The 14441-nt window shown below is 62.7% G+C and carries 15 protein-coding genes; 9 read left to right on the plus strand and 6 right to left on the minus strand.

The window, feature by feature from the left end:
• The 8 genes from H6979_05885 to H6979_05920 all read left to right on the plus strand — a co-directional run bounded on the left by H6979_05885 (position 1) and on the right by H6979_05920 (position 7153).
• On the plus strand, positions 1-822 hold the full coding sequence (locus H6979_05885) for a D-alanyl-D-alanine carboxypeptidase (GenBank protein ID MCP5139366.1): 822 nt from the start codon (positions 1-3) through the stop codon (positions 820-822).
• Positions 806-2221, plus strand: a complete 1416-nt coding sequence (locus H6979_05890) for a tetratricopeptide repeat protein (protein MCP5139367.1) — start codon at positions 806-808, stop codon at positions 2219-2221. The genes H6979_05885 and H6979_05890 overlap by 17 nt, the downstream gene beginning before the upstream one ends.
• Positions 2222-2349: 128 nt before the next feature.
• Positions 2350-2961 carry a polymer-forming cytoskeletal protein gene (locus H6979_05895; protein ID MCP5139368.1) on the plus strand — a complete coding sequence of 204 codons (612 nt, stop codon included), beginning with the start codon at positions 2350-2352 and terminating at the stop codon, positions 2959-2961.
• A 54-nt stretch (positions 2962-3015) separates the two neighbouring features.
• Positions 3016-3612, plus strand: coding sequence for a hypothetical protein (locus tag H6979_05900; protein MCP5139369.1), 597 nt, complete (start codon positions 3016-3018; stop codon positions 3610-3612).
• Positions 3613-3621: 9 nt separating this feature from the next.
• Positions 3622-5205 (plus strand): cation:proton antiporter, encoded by a 1584-nt coding sequence (locus tag H6979_05905; protein MCP5139370.1) that lies wholly within the window; start codon positions 3622-3624, stop codon positions 5203-5205.
• Between the two features lie 11 nt (positions 5206-5216).
• Positions 5217-5765: a carbonic anhydrase gene (locus tag H6979_05910; GenBank protein ID MCP5139371.1), complete on the plus strand. Its 549-nt coding sequence runs from the start codon at positions 5217-5219 to the stop codon at positions 5763-5765.
• 27 nt (positions 5766-5792) lie between these two features.
• Entirely contained in the window at positions 5793-6299 is a 507-nt protein-coding gene (locus H6979_05915; GenBank protein MCP5139372.1) for a hypothetical protein, read from the plus strand.
• Positions 6296-7153 (plus strand): M48 family metallopeptidase, encoded by an 858-nt coding sequence (locus H6979_05920; GenBank protein ID MCP5139373.1) that lies wholly within the window; start codon positions 6296-6298, stop codon positions 7151-7153. The genes H6979_05915 and H6979_05920 overlap by 4 nt, the downstream gene beginning before the upstream one ends.
• Before the next feature lie 29 nt (positions 7154-7182).
• Here the strand turns inward: H6979_05920 and H6979_05925 are convergent, their stop codons facing one another.
• Genes H6979_05925 through H6979_05935 form a run of 3 tightly spaced genes read right to left on the minus strand, consistent with a single transcriptional unit; the run spans position 7183 to position 9914 of the window.
• A complete protein-coding gene (locus tag H6979_05925) occupies positions 7183-7824 on the minus strand; it encodes an SCO family protein (GenBank protein MCP5139374.1) in 642 nt (213 codons plus the stop codon).
• Positions 7821-8975 (minus strand): GNAT family N-acetyltransferase, encoded by a 1155-nt coding sequence (locus H6979_05930; protein MCP5139375.1) that lies wholly within the window; start codon positions 8973-8975, stop codon positions 7821-7823. Before H6979_05930 ends, H6979_05925 begins: the two co-directional genes overlap by 4 nt.
• A gap of 3 nt (positions 8976-8978) precedes the next feature.
• On the minus strand, positions 8979-9914 hold the full coding sequence (locus tag H6979_05935; protein MCP5139376.1) for a polysaccharide deacetylase family protein: 936 nt from the start codon (positions 9912-9914) through the stop codon (positions 8979-8981).
• Between the two features lie 140 nt (positions 9915-10054).
• Between H6979_05935 and H6979_05940 the strand changes: the two genes are divergently transcribed.
• Positions 10055-11218: an acyltransferase gene (locus H6979_05940; GenBank protein MCP5139377.1), complete on the plus strand. Its 1164-nt coding sequence runs from the start codon at positions 10055-10057 to the stop codon at positions 11216-11218.
• Between the two features lie 20 nt (positions 11219-11238).
• On the opposite strand, the gene H6979_05945 is transcribed toward H6979_05940, so the two are convergent.
• The 3 genes from H6979_05945 to H6979_05955 are packed head-to-tail and all read right to left on the minus strand — an operon-like array spanning position 11239 to position 14359.
• Positions 11239-12444 (minus strand): glycosyltransferase, encoded by a 1206-nt coding sequence (locus tag H6979_05945; GenBank protein MCP5139378.1) that lies wholly within the window; start codon positions 12442-12444, stop codon positions 11239-11241.
• A gap of 24 nt (positions 12445-12468) precedes the next feature.
• Positions 12469-13533, minus strand: a complete 1065-nt coding sequence (locus H6979_05950) for a glycosyltransferase (GenBank protein ID MCP5139379.1) — start codon at positions 13531-13533, stop codon at positions 12469-12471.
• A 55-nt stretch (positions 13534-13588) separates the two neighbouring features.
• Positions 13589-14359, minus strand: coding sequence for an NYN domain-containing protein (locus H6979_05955; protein MCP5139380.1), 771 nt, complete (start codon positions 14357-14359; stop codon positions 13589-13591).
• Positions 14360-14441 lie beyond the last annotated feature (82 nt).

Below are 14441 nucleotides of genomic sequence, written 5' to 3' on the forward strand. Positions count from 1 at the left end.
ATGTATCGGCAACGGCTGGCGGGTTTCTTGCTCGCCTTGCTGTTGCCGGTTGCAGCCACGCCGGACAACACCAGCCCACCGCCCGATCCCTGGCCCAGAGCAGCGGCGGCTTATCTGGTCGTCGTCAACGGCGCGGTGCTGTGGGCGCGTGCTCCGGATCGAGCCCTGCCCCCGGCATCCCTCACCAAGATCATGACGGCACTGCTGGTACTGGAACACTGGTCACCCGACGCTGTCGTCAAGGTCAGCCCGCTTGCTGCTGCGGCAAGCGGTTCACGGCTCGGGCTGCGGGCCGGCGAGCAGCTGAGCATGGCGGCGGCGCTCGACGCACTGCTGGTCACCTCTGCCAACGACGCCTGCCTCGCGCTCGCCGAACACGTTGCCGGCAGCGTGACCGGATTTGTCGCCAGCATGAACCGCAAGGCGCGGGAGTTGCACCTTGATGCGACCAGCTTTCGCAATCCCTGCGGACTGGATGCACCCGGACATCGCTCATCGGCCAGCGACCTGTACCGTCTGGCGATGCTTGCCATGAGCAAAGCGGAGTTCGCCCGCGCAGCAAGGATGCCCGGGATCACCATCAGCACGCTGGGCGGACGACGCTTCAGCAAAGACAGCGGCAACAAGTTGCTCGGACGACTGCCCGGCACGGTTGGCGTCAAGAGCGGTTTCACCAGCGGTGCCGGCAAGTGCCTGGTAGCTCTCGTTCGCCGAGGCACTGACGAGGTGGCAGTCGTGCTGCTCAATGCACCGGATCGCTGGTGGTCAGCCTCGATACTTGTCGAAGATGCCTTCACCGCACTCGATGCCAGCCGTCACTGACACCGGCTCCCGCTGGCTGCCACCGCTGCTCGTCGTGCTGGCGGTAGCCATCGCCTGGGCCAATGCGCTGCAGGCGAGTTTCCAGTTCGACGACTGGGACGTGATCGTCCGCGATCCACGCGTGCAGAGCCTCGCGGCCTGGTGGTCATCCATGCCGGGTATGCGCCCGGTGCTGAAGCTGAGCTATGCGCTCAACCATGCCAGCGGTCTTGGCGTGGTCGGCTTTCATGCCGTCAACATATTGATTCATGCGGGCAACGGCCTGCTGATCCTGTACCTCATGCGGCATCTGGAGATGCAGACCAGCCATCGGTCCGGCGGGCTGGCGTTTGCGGCCACCCTGATCTTTGTCCTGCACCCCGTCCAGACGGAAGCCGTGACTTACGCATCAGGGCGCTCAATGTCGCTCAGCACGTTCTTTGCCCTGGCAAGCGTCGCCGTGTGGGTCGCCGGGCGCAGCACCAGGAAGGAACACGCCGTCATTCATATGTATGTCGCGTCTCCGCTGCTCATGCTGCTGGGTATCGCCACCAAAGAGAGCGCGGTCATGGTGCCGGCAATACTGCTGCTGTGGGCCGCCGCCGACATATCCCGGCCATTCAGCTGGCGGCAAGCCTGGCGGGAATCGGCAGTGCACTGGCTGTTGTTGCTGGCGGCACTGCCCACGGCCCTGCTGCTGCCCGCCTATCAGCAATTTCTGGCCACCAGCCTTGCCACGCGCCCGGTCGCTGAAAACCTCGTCGCCCAGTTGCATGGCGTTGCATATCTGCTCGGCCAGCTGCTCGACATCGACCACCTGAACGCTGACCCGGCCCTGCCGGTGCTGACGACGCTCGATCTGGATGGCTCACTGGTGCTGGCGGGCATCGTGATCGCTGCCGGCATGGCGATCAGCAATATCCGCCGCTTCCCGCTACCCGCTTTTGCAGTGCTGTGGTTCCTGCTGTGGATGGCGCCGGGCAACTCATTGCTCGCACGGCTCGATCTGGTCAACGACCGGCAGCTTTATACGGCCCTGGCCGGTCCGGCCCTGCTGCTGGCAGTGGCCATTCACCGGCTTGGCCGGCAACAGCGCTATCTGGCGGTAACCGGATTGAGTGCCGTCCTGCTGCTCGAAGGATTCGCCACCCATCTGCGCAACGACGTCTACCGGGACGAGGTTGGCTTCTGGCGCGACGTCGTGGTCCAGTCGCCGCACAACGCGCGCGCCTGGAACAACCTCGGCATCGCACTGGCCACCGAATGTGACCTCGGGCGCGCCGAAGCCGCATGGCGCAAGGCCCTGGCCACAGACCCCGGCTATGTACGCGCAGCGGTGAACCTGCGCCTGCTCGATCAGGGCCTGCTGCCGGAGGGTCTCGCTCCCTGCAGGAATCTGTCGCCCGGGGATAGCCCCTGACCGGCTCCATGCCGCTACAATGGGCACGCTGCGCCGCTTGTCAGGCGTATATTTCCGGAACCATCATGGCGACCGGTATTTCCAGCTTGTGGAAATATCAGGCTTATCAGCCCCGCAAGGAGACAGCAATGTTTGATCGCAACAAGAAAGGCCCGACCGAGCTACCGCCGGCGAGCAGCCATCAGCCAGCCACCAGCCCCGTACCCGAGGCCCGGCCTACTCCGGCAGCCAGCCCCGCTGCACCTTCGGCAAACCGGCGCCGCGAAACCGCAGTGATCGGCGCTTCGATACAGATCGACGGTCACCTGCGCGGCCAGGAAGACCTGATCATCGAAGGCGAAGTAAACGGCACCGTCAATCTGGCCAGCCATACGCTGACCATCGGCAACCAGGCGAAGATCAAGGCAAATGTATTTGCCCATACGGTATTTGTGGACGGCACGATGGAGGGTGACCTGTATGGCGCCGAGCAGGTGCTGATCCGGAAAACCGCGCGGATGAAGGGCAACATCACGTCGCCGCGTGTCAGCCTGGAAGACGGCGCATCGTTCAAGGGTTCCATCGAGATGGATCCGGATGCGGTAAAGACTGCCATCAGTGGCGTCAGCAGCACACGCAGCGGTTCCAGCGGTTCCAGCGGTTCCAGCGGTTCCAGCGGTTCCAGCGGTTCCAGCGGAGCCAGCGCATCGCCCGTCACGGCGGTGCAATCGACGACAGCACAGCAGTCCAAGGCGGGCTGAGCCTCGCCCGCTGCCTGCAGGGTGAACGCAGCACTGCGCCCGACACAGTCACAGGTGTCCGTCGACGCCGGTGGCGTGAATGCACCCCTGTTTCGCCGCTTGCTGGAGTCGCAAAGCGCGGAGCGGCGCGCCGTGGTGCTGGATCTTGGCCCGGCGCGGATGGAGACGGTCGCCCTGTTCAGCCAGTTCCGCTGCCGGCTTGAGTTCGCTGATCTGGGCGATGGTCTTGACCAGTTGAATGGCGAAGCGGACCCGCTGTTGCTGCGCCAGAAGGCCGAGTCGCTCCTGCCACGGCGCCGCCAGGAAGCTGCCGATATCGTGTTGTGCTGGGATCTGCTGAACTATCTGCAGCGCCCCGCACTGAAGTCACTCATGGCTTGCGTGGCTGCCCGATCCCGGCCAGGCACCATGGTGCACGCGCTGATCGTGTATTCGGCGCCGCGCATGCCGGCCAGACCCGACCGGTATGCAGCACTGCCTGATGGCCGATTGCTCATTCAGCGCACGACCGGCGCTGAATGCGCAGCGCCGCGCTATACGCCCGAGGACCTGCGGCACTGCCTGCCGGACCATGCGGTGGAGAGCGCCATGCTGCTCAAGAACGGCATGCAGGAATTCCTGCTGCGCTCGATTCGACAGACGGAGAGCTGACAGCACACGATGCTTGCCATCTGGATAGCTGCAGCATTTGTCCTGGGTTTGCTGGCCCGGCAGCTCAAGCTGCCGCCCCTGGTCGGGTTTCTGGCTGCCGGCTTTCTGCTCAATGCCTTCAGCGTCGAGCGCACTCCGCTGCTCGATGACATCGCGCATCTCGGCGTGCTGCTGCTGTTGTTCACGGTCGGGCTCAAGCTGCGCTTCAGGAACCTGCTGCGTGCCGAGGTCTGGGGTGTCGGCAGCCTGCAGTTCGTCATAGTGCTGCTGCTTGCGCAATGGTTGTTGCGCACCATGACCGGTATTCCGATCGGCGCGCTGCTGGCGGTCGCCAGCGTATTCGCGTTTTCCAGCACGGTACTCGCGGCCAAGATCCTGGAACAAAAACGCGAGATGCGCGCCTTTCACGGCCGGGTGGCCATCGGCATCCTGATCGTCCAGGACGTCATCGCCGTTGCAATCCTCGGCACTTACGGTGTCAGTCAGCTCGACTGGCCGGCGGCACTCGTACTGCTGCTGCCACTGCTGAAGTGGCCGCTCGAGAAGCTGCTGAGTCTTACCGGTCACGGCGAACTGCTGGTGCTGCTCGGTGCCGTGCTGGCGCTGGGTATCGGCGGCTATGGCTTCAAGGCGATCGGCCTGTCTTCGGAACTCGGTGCCCTGCTGACCGGCATGCTGCTGGCAAGTCATCCGCGGTCTGTCGAACTCAGCGCTTCGCTGTGGGGCATGAAAGAGTTTTTCCTCGTCGGCTTCTTTCTGACAGTCGGCCTCACCGACCTGCCCAACTGGTCGACACTCGGTCTCGCGCTGATACCGCTCGCGCTTATACCCGTCAAGATCACGCTGTACTTCCTGCTGCTGCTCGTTTTCGGGCTGTCGGCACGCACCGCTTTCCTGGCCGGGCTCAGCCTCGCCACCTATAGCGAATTCGGCCTGATCGTGATGGCTGCGGCCGCGGAATATGGCCTGGTGAACAACGACTGGGTAGTTGCGACCGCCATCGCCGTGGCCCTGTCGTTCGCGATTGCTGCGCCACTGAACCGCTACGCCCATGACATCTACGGCGCGCTGGAACGCTGGCTGCGCTTTTTCGAGCGCCGCACACGCCACCCGGATGACGAGCCGGTCTCGCTTGGCAAGGCAGAGGTCGCCGTCGTCGGCATGGGGCGCGTCGGTACCGGCGCCTACAACCATGTCCGCGAGATCGGCAAGAAGGTGGTCGGTCTGGACAGCGATCTCGGCAAGGTGGAGCGACATCTGCGCGAGGGTCGCCGCGTGGTATACGCCGATGCCGAGGATCCGCTGCTCTGGCACCGCCTGCGCCTCGATGCGGTGGAGGTCATCATCCTGGCCCTGCCTGATACCGAAGCCAAGATTCTTGCCAGTGAACAGCTGCGCAAGCGCGGCTACAAGGGGCTGATCAGCGCTACCTACGTCTGGCCCGAAGAACGCGCACCGATACTCGCAGCCGGTGCCGACGTGGCCTATAACTATTTCGCCGAGGCCGGCGTCGGCCTGGCCAGCGACACCTTTGAAGCGCTTGCGCCAGGCGGCAAATCCCGCCCTAATATCCGGCCCGATGTCCGGCGGTGAAAACGCAGATCATGACGATGACCACAAGCCTGAAGCCCGTCCACACCGAGACCGATATCCTGCCGGCCTGGCGCGGCACCCCGGTGGCCGAGCTGCTCGCGCTGCACAATCTCGGCGCCGGCGCGCGCAGCTACGCCCACCCGCAGATCCTGATCGCGACTTGTCCCGAGCAGCAGCTGGCACTGCGGATTCCCGCCGGTTTCGCCATCAGCCTGCATACCGCGGCAGCAAACCTCAAGCGCGATCCCTTCAAGGTTTCCTGGGCGATTGGCATCGGGCGGGTATCGGCCATCGCCATCGTCGGCCATACGGACTGCGGACTGGTCGCACTGCGCAATCAACGCGAGACTTTCGTCGAACAGCTGGTCGGGGCTGCCGGCTGGGAGCGGTCTGCGGCAGAACAGCATTTCGATCACTGGAGCGACCTGTTCGCCATCGATGACCCGGCTGGCTTCGCCGCTGCCGAAGCGGCGCGCCTGCGGATCCGCTATCCGAAAATACCGGTCGCCGCCCTGCTGTACGATACGGCAGACGGAATGCTGCTGCAGATCGAGGCGTAATTCCGGCAACAGCTCTCGGGAGAAACGATGTACAGACCCCTGCTGGTCGCACTGGCGGCGCTGCTGGCCGGCTGCGGTGCCAAACCGCCAGAAACAGATCTGCTCATCCCGATCAATGTACGGTGCAGCACATGTACCGACTACATACGTTGCGACAAGACATCTGACGATCCTGCCGTCCGGAACCCGGCTTTCAGCCTGTACGAACTGCAGGCCAAAGGACCGGGCAACGACATCACATCGATAACGGAGTATTTCCTGCAATTCGTTGAACCGAAGACCAGCTATACACGTCCACTGGCCATATATGCGCAGACGGTTGCCGAGTCCGGCCAGCCCGGATGGCACACGAGTCTCAGCCATACCGCGACCATCGATCTGGCCGGACACCGCATCGATCTGCCGGATGGCTGGATCGACCAGCGGAATGGCGAGTGGCACGACAAGGATAACGGCATCCAGGGTGCATGCCGGATTCTGGATCGCCAGGAAGGCAGACAGACGGCCAGCCTGTTTATGGAGAACGAACAATGATCAGGAAACGTTTACTCACTGCAACCGTGCTCTGCACGGCACTGATTGCCGGTTGCACCACCAGCATGACCGGCCGCCGGCAGCTGATGCTGGTTTCCGAACAGGAAGCCATCAGCGCCTCGAAACAGCAGTACCTGCAGACCATGAGCAAGCTCGGCTCGGAGGGCAAGCTTGTTACCGACCCGAAACTGCTCAACCGTGTCGACACGATCACCGGCCGGCTTATCGCGCAGGCCATCATCATGCGGCCGGATACCCGGAACTGGGAGTGGAGCATACAGGTCATCGATGAGCCGAAAACCGTGAATGCCTGGTGCATGGCCGGTGGCCGCATGGCGCTCTACACCGGACTCATCCAGAAAGTTGATCCGACCGATGACGAACTCGCCCAGGTGCTGGGCCACGAGATCAGCCACGCGCTCGCCAACCACACCCAGGAACGCATGTCGGTGGCCATGGCCAGCCAGCTCGGCGCGGTAGCTGTAGGCGTCGCCACCGATTCCGCCCGCAACATGGCCGCCGCACAGGCTGCAGCCGCACTTGCGATCACGCTGCCCAACAGCCGCGCTTCGGAAACCGAAGCGGACCGGATCGGTATCGAACTGGCAGCGAAAGCCGGATATGACCCGCGTGCAGCGGCAACGCTGTGGCAGAAGATGGCCAAGGCGGGCGGCAACGGCCCGCCGCAGTTCCTGAGCACCCATCCGGCGCCTGGCAACCGGCAGGCGACCCTTGCCGCGCTGGTGCCGCAGATGCTGCCCTACTACCAGAAGGCAGGACCACGACCAATGTATCAGCTGACCAGGGCTGTACCAGTGGTTCCGGCCAGCGGCACGAAGAAGTCGCTGCGCTGAGCGGCGAGCCCCGGTATTGCGGGTCGCCCTCAGCGCGCCGCGGTGACGACCTGCAGGTAGTCGACCTGTAACTTCGCCGATTCATGCGGGGCCTGGAACAGCGCCGCAACTTCAGCCTGCGGATTGATCAGCATGATCGCCGTGCTGTGGTCGACCATGTATTCGCCATCCATCATCGGTGTCCTCTGATAGGGCACACCGAGTGCCGTGGCAAATTTCCGCATCGCTTCCGGCGTTCCCGTATAACCCCTGAAACCCGGACCGAAGCTGGCCAGGTAGGCATCGAGTACCGCCGGCGTATCCCGTTCCGGATCGACGCTGAACAGGGCGATGCCGGGCAGTTCCCCGGCAGGAACAACAGCGTCGAGCGCCTTGCGCACGCCGGACAGCATCGCGAGCGTCGTCGGACAGACCTCCGGGCAGTGGCTAAAGCCGAAGAACACCAGGGTCCACCGACCGAGGAATTCGTTGCGGCCGGCCGCCACGCCGTCCTGCCGGAGCAGCTGAAAATCCGGCAGCGGACGGGCCGGACGGAGCGCGGTACCCGACTGCAGTTCAATCGCACGCGGTGGAACCGGAATCCCCGGCGTGAAGAACAGCCGGCCGATCACGATGCCGCTGAGCGCAGCAGTCAGAAGCAGCAAAACGACAAAGATCCTGCTGCGATTCATCGGGAAAGAAGCCCGCGAGCCCGGTCACGCATCGCCTTTGCACGGCTCAGTGCCCCTGCCAGTCCGGCACGGGCCAGCTCGCGCATGGATGGTCGGGCCACCCGCAGTCTGAGGATCGGGCGGGTCGCCAGGGCGAAGGAAGTCTTGTACTGGGCGACGCCGGCCAGAAAATCGTATTCCCGCCTGCCCGCCTCGATCGCCGAGCGAATCAGGCAGGCATGCATTGCCATGCCGACCTGTACATCAGCAGGCGTATCAAGCCGTCTGCCACCCTGATAGAAAGACACCTTGTTGTCCCGGACAAAATTGTAAAACGCCGCGACCGGCGCACCGTGCGCGCTGATCCAGCCCAGCTCGAGTCCGCCGGTCCGCAACAGCGCCGGCATCAACAACTCATGAAACTTCCGGAAGCGGGCCGATGCGAACACGCCATCCGCTGTCCACCGCTCGCCATGAAGCTCGATCAGAATCCGCTTCCCCTCGGCCAGATCATCCGCACTGCGCACCAGGTTGAGCACCGGTGGTTCACCGGCCCAGTTCTCGAAGTTGCGCAGGGCCTTGCGAATCTGCGCACGCCTGGAAGTCTTCAGGCCAGCGAGATATTCATCCCAGGTCCCGGGCAGAGGTATATACGGCGAAGCCGACCACTCCTCCAGGACTGCCGGACATCCGCAGGCCACAAACGCTGACTGCAGAAGCGCTGGAAGCGGGCTGTCTCCATCCATCGACGCAAGCAGCAGCTCATCCCAGGTCCCGGCACTGCCGTTGACCAGGGCCTGCGCGAACGCGGCGGCGACGTCTGCTTCCTGCCCACGCCCGGCGAGAATACCCAGGTAGTCACCGCAGGTCTCGTCTGCAGCCTGCTCACCGGACCCGAGGTTCTCGAGGCGACGAAAAACCAGTCCTGGCGCATAGACATGCGGACGCTGAAGCAGCGGAGCCAGTCCGACCAACCGGTCCTGGTCGAAAAATGCCAGCACCCTCAGCGCCCGCTGTTCGTCTGCACCGAATACGTCCCACCATGTCAGCAGCCAGACCGGATGCAGGCTCAGTTCGTTGTCGACGCTGCGCGCATGCAGATCTTCCCATGCCGGTCGCAGATCCTGCAGGCCTTGTGCCGTGTCAATCAGCCGTGTGGACAGCGTCTGCACGCGCTACGTGGCCCATGGAAACATGACGTTGCTGCGGAACTCGGCGAAACTCGTGCTCTGCTCCACCGCAAACCGGGGGATGTCGAGATTCTCCCACTCACTGATCCTGCGTATTCCACCATAGTAGGAGAACGCCGTGAGCACGCCGCGTTCGCGCAGACACGCCATGGAATCGGCATTGAACGCATCCCTGACACCAAACGGATAGGCAAATGTCTGCATCGCAATTCCGACTTCTTCCCTGAGCCGGCGCTCGCAGCCGGTGATCTCGGCCATCTGCTGTTCGCGGCTCAGGCGCGCCATGATCGGGTGATTCACCGTATGTCCGCCGATGGTCATTCCGCTGGCGTGCAGCTCGCGAACCATGTCCCATGTCATCCAGTTCTGTTGCAGCGTCTCCGCATCTTCCACCAGCCGGCCGCTGCCGGTTGCCTCGCCAATCGCATGCAGATATTCGCCGGTACGGTCGTCTGGCAGCTTCCACCATGTGTTGAGCAGCTTTCGTATCGTCTGTTCGCGCTCCGGTTCGTCAACCAGCAAGGGAGCAGGAAAAAAGGCCGGAAGATCCAATGAGGCATTCCGGCCCGTACGCACCATCCATGCGATCTCGTCCCAGAACGGTACACGCGGACTATCGATGAATCCCGTGGCAATGAAAAATGTCGCCTTCAGTTCATGCGCGAGCAGTACAGGCAGTGCATCGCTGTAGTTGTCACGATAACCATCATCGAAGGTGACCAGCACGTGCCGCCCGCGCTTTCTGCGCAGCGCCGCAGGGATATCGCCCGGCCCGATAACATCGAAATGCACCTTCAGCCAGCGCAGCTGGGAATCCAAGTCTTCAACCGTCGCGCTCCAGAGACCGCGGTCATAGACCGAACGGCGTCCGTCACCGATGCGGTGGTAATTGATGCCAATGACGCCATGCCATCGCACCATGGAGCCGGCTAGCCGGCGCGCAAATGCAGGTATTCTCACTTGGAAGCAGAGCCTTGGTAGCCAAACACACGAAGCCGTAGGATAGGCCGATGAAGGCCGGAACGGACTTTAGCACTTAAGAAGTGCATGCAGGAATCGTGATGCCGCAACATCGGGTTATCGAAGATCCGCAGCCTGCCAGGCAAGCGAATGCGTCGCATATCCCGGGCCTCGACGGCCTGCGCGGCGTGGCCATCTTGCTCGTGCTCGTTCACATGCTGAATGTGCTGGAAGTCGAGCATGGCATGCCAGCATGGGTATTTGGCCGCATCAGTCAGATCGGCTGGACCGGCGTGCAACTGTTTTTCGTGCTGAGCGGGTTTCTGATTACCGGCATCCTTCTGGATACACAGCGATCGAACAACTATTTTCCGGCCTTCTACGGACGACGCACACTGCGCATCTTCCCGTTGTACTTCAGCGTGCTGACGATCGCTTTCGTGATTCTGCCCTGGTTGGGGAGCGTACCACCCGCCGTTGCCGCCGACCGGCCTCACCAGATATGGCTCTGGACCTACCTGTCGAACTGGGCAGCCATCTTCGATCAGGGCAGCAAGGCCTTTCCTCATTTCTGGTCACTGGCAGTTGAAGAGCAGTTTTACCTCGTCTGGCCCCTGCTGGTCCGTTCTCGCAGTGCGGAGCAGTGCCTGCGATTCTGTCTGGGTGTCGCAGCAGTGGCACTGGCACTGCGCTGCGTACTTGCCGGAGCCGGCGTTTCCGACGACCTCATCTATGAAAATTCATTCTGCCGCATGGACGCGCTGGCTTTGGGTGGAGCTGCCGCAGCGGCAGTCCGGATACCGGCATGGAAGGCGCGACTTCTCGCCATGCATGATCGCTGCCTGGTCTGGGCCGGCATGGTCGGCCTGTTCGGGCTCCTGGTAACGCGCGGTTTCTGGACCGGAACGCTGGTTGGCATCAGCATCGGCTATACGATCGTGGCACTCACCAGTACGCTGCTGCTCATCGCGATCGTCGGTGCTGAAGCCAGCGGTATTTCGGGGTGGGTCAGGGTGTTTCGCTGGCGCCCGCTGCGGGCCATGGGCAAGTACAGCTACGCGATATATGTCCTGCACAAACCGCTGCACGATCTGGCCGGCAAACCGCTGCTCAAGGTCTTGCGGATCGACGTCTCACAATCGGTGGTGTGGAGTGCAGCCTATATGGCAGCGGCCATGGCCTGCAGTTTCCTGCTGGCCTATTGCTCATGGCATCTGCTGGAGAAGCGGTTCCTGCACATGAAGCGATTCTTCGTCGCGAGCTGATCAACAGGCATCGCCGGGACTCACCGCCTGGCCGGCGGACTCCGGTCCAGGCACTCGGCAAAGCGCTGCGCCATCCGTTCCCGCGTGAACTGCAATACCGCGCTCCTGTCAGGCCCGTTTTCATGCCCGGCACGCGCTTCCGCAACCAGATCCAGAATTGCCTGCCTGATCCCGGCAACATCGGTCGGTGCCGCGACCCTGTGCAGCACCCTGCTTTCCCGCAATACCCAGGCAATGTCGCTGTCGAGTTCGGAAATCGCAAGTATCGGCCGCCCGGTACCGAGGTACTCAAAGAGCTTGGCCTGAATCCCGAAGCGGTAGCCCGGGTTCTGGAACAGCACCAGGATGTCGGCACTCATCATTCTCCGCAGTGATTCCGCATAGGGAACCTGCCCGGGCCGGTGCACTGTGCTGTCCAGACCACGCTGGCTGATCTCGGCCGCCAGGTTGTACATGGAGTCCGTCTTGCGGCCGAGAAAAGTGCAGTCAACCGGCACCTGTTCCGCCTGCAACTGCGCGAATGCATCGAGAAACGGCCGTGGATCACGACCCGAATACAGCTCGCCGGCATGCAATATCATCAACCGGTCGCCTGACGGTGAGACGTCAATCGATGCGAACTTTTCCGGATCAAAGCCGTTGGTGATGACATGCATTTTCGCCGCATGTTCAGGATATGCCTTGCACCAGCCCTCGCGATTCAGGGGCGTATTCGCCACGATCTGGTCTGCATGCCACATCACGCTGCGTTCAAGCCGTCGATCAATGCGCGCAGACAGGCCTGCAGTATCCAGGCGATTGGTCACCCACGGGTCGCGGAAACAGGCCACCCAGTACAGGCCATGGCGCTTCTGCACCCAGCGCCCGAGCATGTGCACGATTCCTGGTGGGCTCGAAGTGATCACCGCGTCGGGCCTGTGCTCGGCAATCATCCGGTTGCAGGCCGCCCTCGCCTTCACGATCCAGTGTGCTTCCGGTGCGATGCGTCCGACGACCCGGCCGGCAATACCCTCCATGAACGGCACCCGCGCAACCGGTGTCTGCGCCGGAACCTGATCGAGAAGGGAAGCGTCGGTCGGTTCCCAGGGCACCCGCGGGGGCGCAACGACAACCGGCTGCCAGCCAAACTGCGGCAGGTAGCGAACCAGCCCCAGCATTCGATAGACGGCCACCGCGCCTGACGGCGGGAAATGATAGGTCAGCAACAGTACCTTCCGTAAAGCCATATCTGTTCCGGTCCTGTTGCCCGATCACCGTCCGGACGGTGACTGTTCTCGGGCCTGGCCGTCACGGGTCCGGCGTGCGCCCTGCAACCAGCTGACGAGGAAATCCGGCAAGGCCAGTTTGAGAGCTGTACGCAGGAACAACGATATCGCGCACCCGTGGTAAAGGCTGTAAACCAGGTACTTCATGGCCAGCCAGCGACTTGTATCAGCTGCCGCCGTGGCCATGGTGAAATACCAGCTGCGGTAAAGCTCGCGCACCCGCGAGGCATCCGCACGCAGAGCCGGGTCGGCGGCCAGCATCCGTTCAAACATGAGCATTTCCCGCGGCACGTGTCGCAGGGCATTTGACATGCTCGACATCTGCCCCGCCGACAGGCGATAGCGCAACAGGGGATAGTCGAGATAGGCAAAGGAAAACTTGCGGCTGGCCCGGACGAAGAAATCCCAGTCGGCAGCCGACGGAAACTCCGCGTCGAGCTCACCTGTAGTGGTCCAGACCTCACGGCGCATCATGACGGTCGGCGGATGCACGAAGTTGCCATAGGCTATCGCCGGATAGACCTTCCCGCGGTACAGCGGTACCGACAGCTTCTGCGTACCCGTATCAGTACCAACGGTGTCGGCCACACCATAAAGAGCATGCAGACCGAAGCGGCCGATCTGCCCGTAGTAATGCGCGGCGAATGACGGGGAGATCAGGCCATCGGCATTGAATGCCGAGAAACCACCGGACACCAGACCGACTTCCGGATGGCGCCGCAGCACTTCCATTTGCAGCGCCAGCCGCCCCGGCTCGCACAGGTCATCGGAATCGAGCCAGGCGACAAACTCGCCCCTCGCCTCCCGGTGGCCGCGGTTGCGCGCCGCTGCCAGTCCGGCATTTGGCTGGGTCACACATCTCACCCTGCCGGCAAATCCTGCAATCACATCCAGCGTAGCATCCGTGGACCCGTCATTTACTACGATGACCTCCACCTCTTCGCCAGCCTGCTGCAAAACGCTTTCGAGGGTCTCGCGCAGGAATGCTGCCTGGTTGTATGCAGGGATGACCACGCTGAGGAGCGGCGTATCCCGCGGTGCTTGCGACAAAGCGACGTCCCCTGATTGAGGCAACCGAGTCCCCGACGCTACAGCCCGCCGGCGGTCACTGCGCCTTGGCGCGGACCTTGTAGTTGCCGCGCTGCTGATCGAACTCAAGCTCCAGCATGCCCTGCTTCGCCGCATCTTCGAGCAGCTCGGAGAAGCTCCGGTAACCATAGATGGTTTCATTGAAGCCCGGATAGACGCGGCGCACAGTCTGCTTCACCAGCGAACCCCACAGCGGATCGTACTCGGCTGACAGCGACTCGACGGTTGCCGCCACCTGGTCGAGGGCCTCGCTCTGCTGCTTGTTCTTCGAAGGCTTGGCCCGGGTCCGCGGACGCTGGGAAACGGTTACCAGGTCGTCATAGAAAATGAACTCGTCGCAGTTGGCGGCCAGCAGGTCGGAGGTCGAGTTGCGTACACCGCAGCCTATCACCCGCTTGTCGTTTTCCTTGAGCTTGGAAACCAGCGGCGAGAAATCGCTGTCACCGGTCAGCAGGACGAAGGTGTCGATGTGCGCCTTCGAATAACACATGTCCAGCGCGTCGACGACCATGCGGATGTCGGCGCTGTTCTTGCCACTCACCTTGGTTTGCGGGATGTCGATCATCTCGAAACCCTGGCGGTGAAATTCCTGCATGAACTGGCGATAGCGGCTCCAGTCGCAGTAGGCCCGCTTCGCAACGATGCGGCCTTTCTCGAGGATTCGCTTCAGCACGATCTCGATCTCGAAACGCCCGGCCTTGGTGTCCTGGACACCGAGCGCGAGATTCTCGAAATCCACGTATACCGCTATGCCGACCTCGCCACTTCTTGTGTGTTCGCTTGCCATCTGCAGTCTCACCGGAACCATCGTACAAGGGGCCATGGTCCGAGATTGACGCACGCGGAGCAAGGGCTGGCCGGATGATTGT

The organism is Chromatiales bacterium (genome assembly GCA_024234935.1).
In the GTDB taxonomy this organism is placed as follows: domain Bacteria; phylum Pseudomonadota; class Gammaproteobacteria; order Steroidobacterales.

What these genes read in the sequence shown, in the direction of transcription:
- H6979_05885 (MCP5139366.1), top strand. Translation starts at nt 1, where the DNA reads ATGTATCGGCAACGGCTGGCGGGTTTCTTGCTCGCCTTGCTGTTGCCG.
- H6979_05890 (MCP5139367.1), top strand. Translation starts at nt 806, where the DNA reads ATGCCAGCCGTCACTGACACCGGCTCCCGCTGGCTGCCACCGCTGCTC.
- H6979_05895 (MCP5139368.1), top strand. Translation starts at nt 2,350, where the DNA reads ATGTTTGATCGCAACAAGAAAGGCCCGACCGAGCTACCGCCGGCGAGC.
- H6979_05905 (MCP5139370.1), top strand. Translation starts at nt 3,622, where the DNA reads ATGCTTGCCATCTGGATAGCTGCAGCATTTGTCCTGGGTTTGCTGGCC.
- H6979_05910 (MCP5139371.1), top strand. Translation starts at nt 5,217, where the DNA reads ATGACGATGACCACAAGCCTGAAGCCCGTCCACACCGAGACCGATATC.
- H6979_05915 (MCP5139372.1), top strand. Translation starts at nt 5,793, where the DNA reads ATGTACAGACCCCTGCTGGTCGCACTGGCGGCGCTGCTGGCCGGCTGC.
- H6979_05920 (MCP5139373.1), top strand. Translation starts at nt 6,296, where the DNA reads ATGATCAGGAAACGTTTACTCACTGCAACCGTGCTCTGCACGGCACTG.
- H6979_05925 (MCP5139374.1), bottom strand. Translation starts at nt 7,824, where the DNA reads ATGAATCGCAGCAGGATCTTTGTCGTTTTGCTGCTTCTGACTGCTGCG.
- H6979_05935 (MCP5139376.1), bottom strand. Translation starts at nt 9,914, where the DNA reads ATGGTGCGATGGCATGGCGTCATTGGCATCAATTACCACCGCATCGGT.
- H6979_05940 (MCP5139377.1), top strand. Translation starts at nt 10,055, where the DNA reads ATGCCGCAACATCGGGTTATCGAAGATCCGCAGCCTGCCAGGCAAGCG.
- H6979_05945 (MCP5139378.1), bottom strand. Translation starts at nt 12,444, where the DNA reads ATGGCTTTACGGAAGGTACTGTTGCTGACCTATCATTTCCCGCCGTCA.
- H6979_05955 (MCP5139380.1), bottom strand. Translation starts at nt 14,359, where the DNA reads ATGGCAAGCGAACACACAAGAAGTGGCGAGGTCGGCATAGCGGTATAC.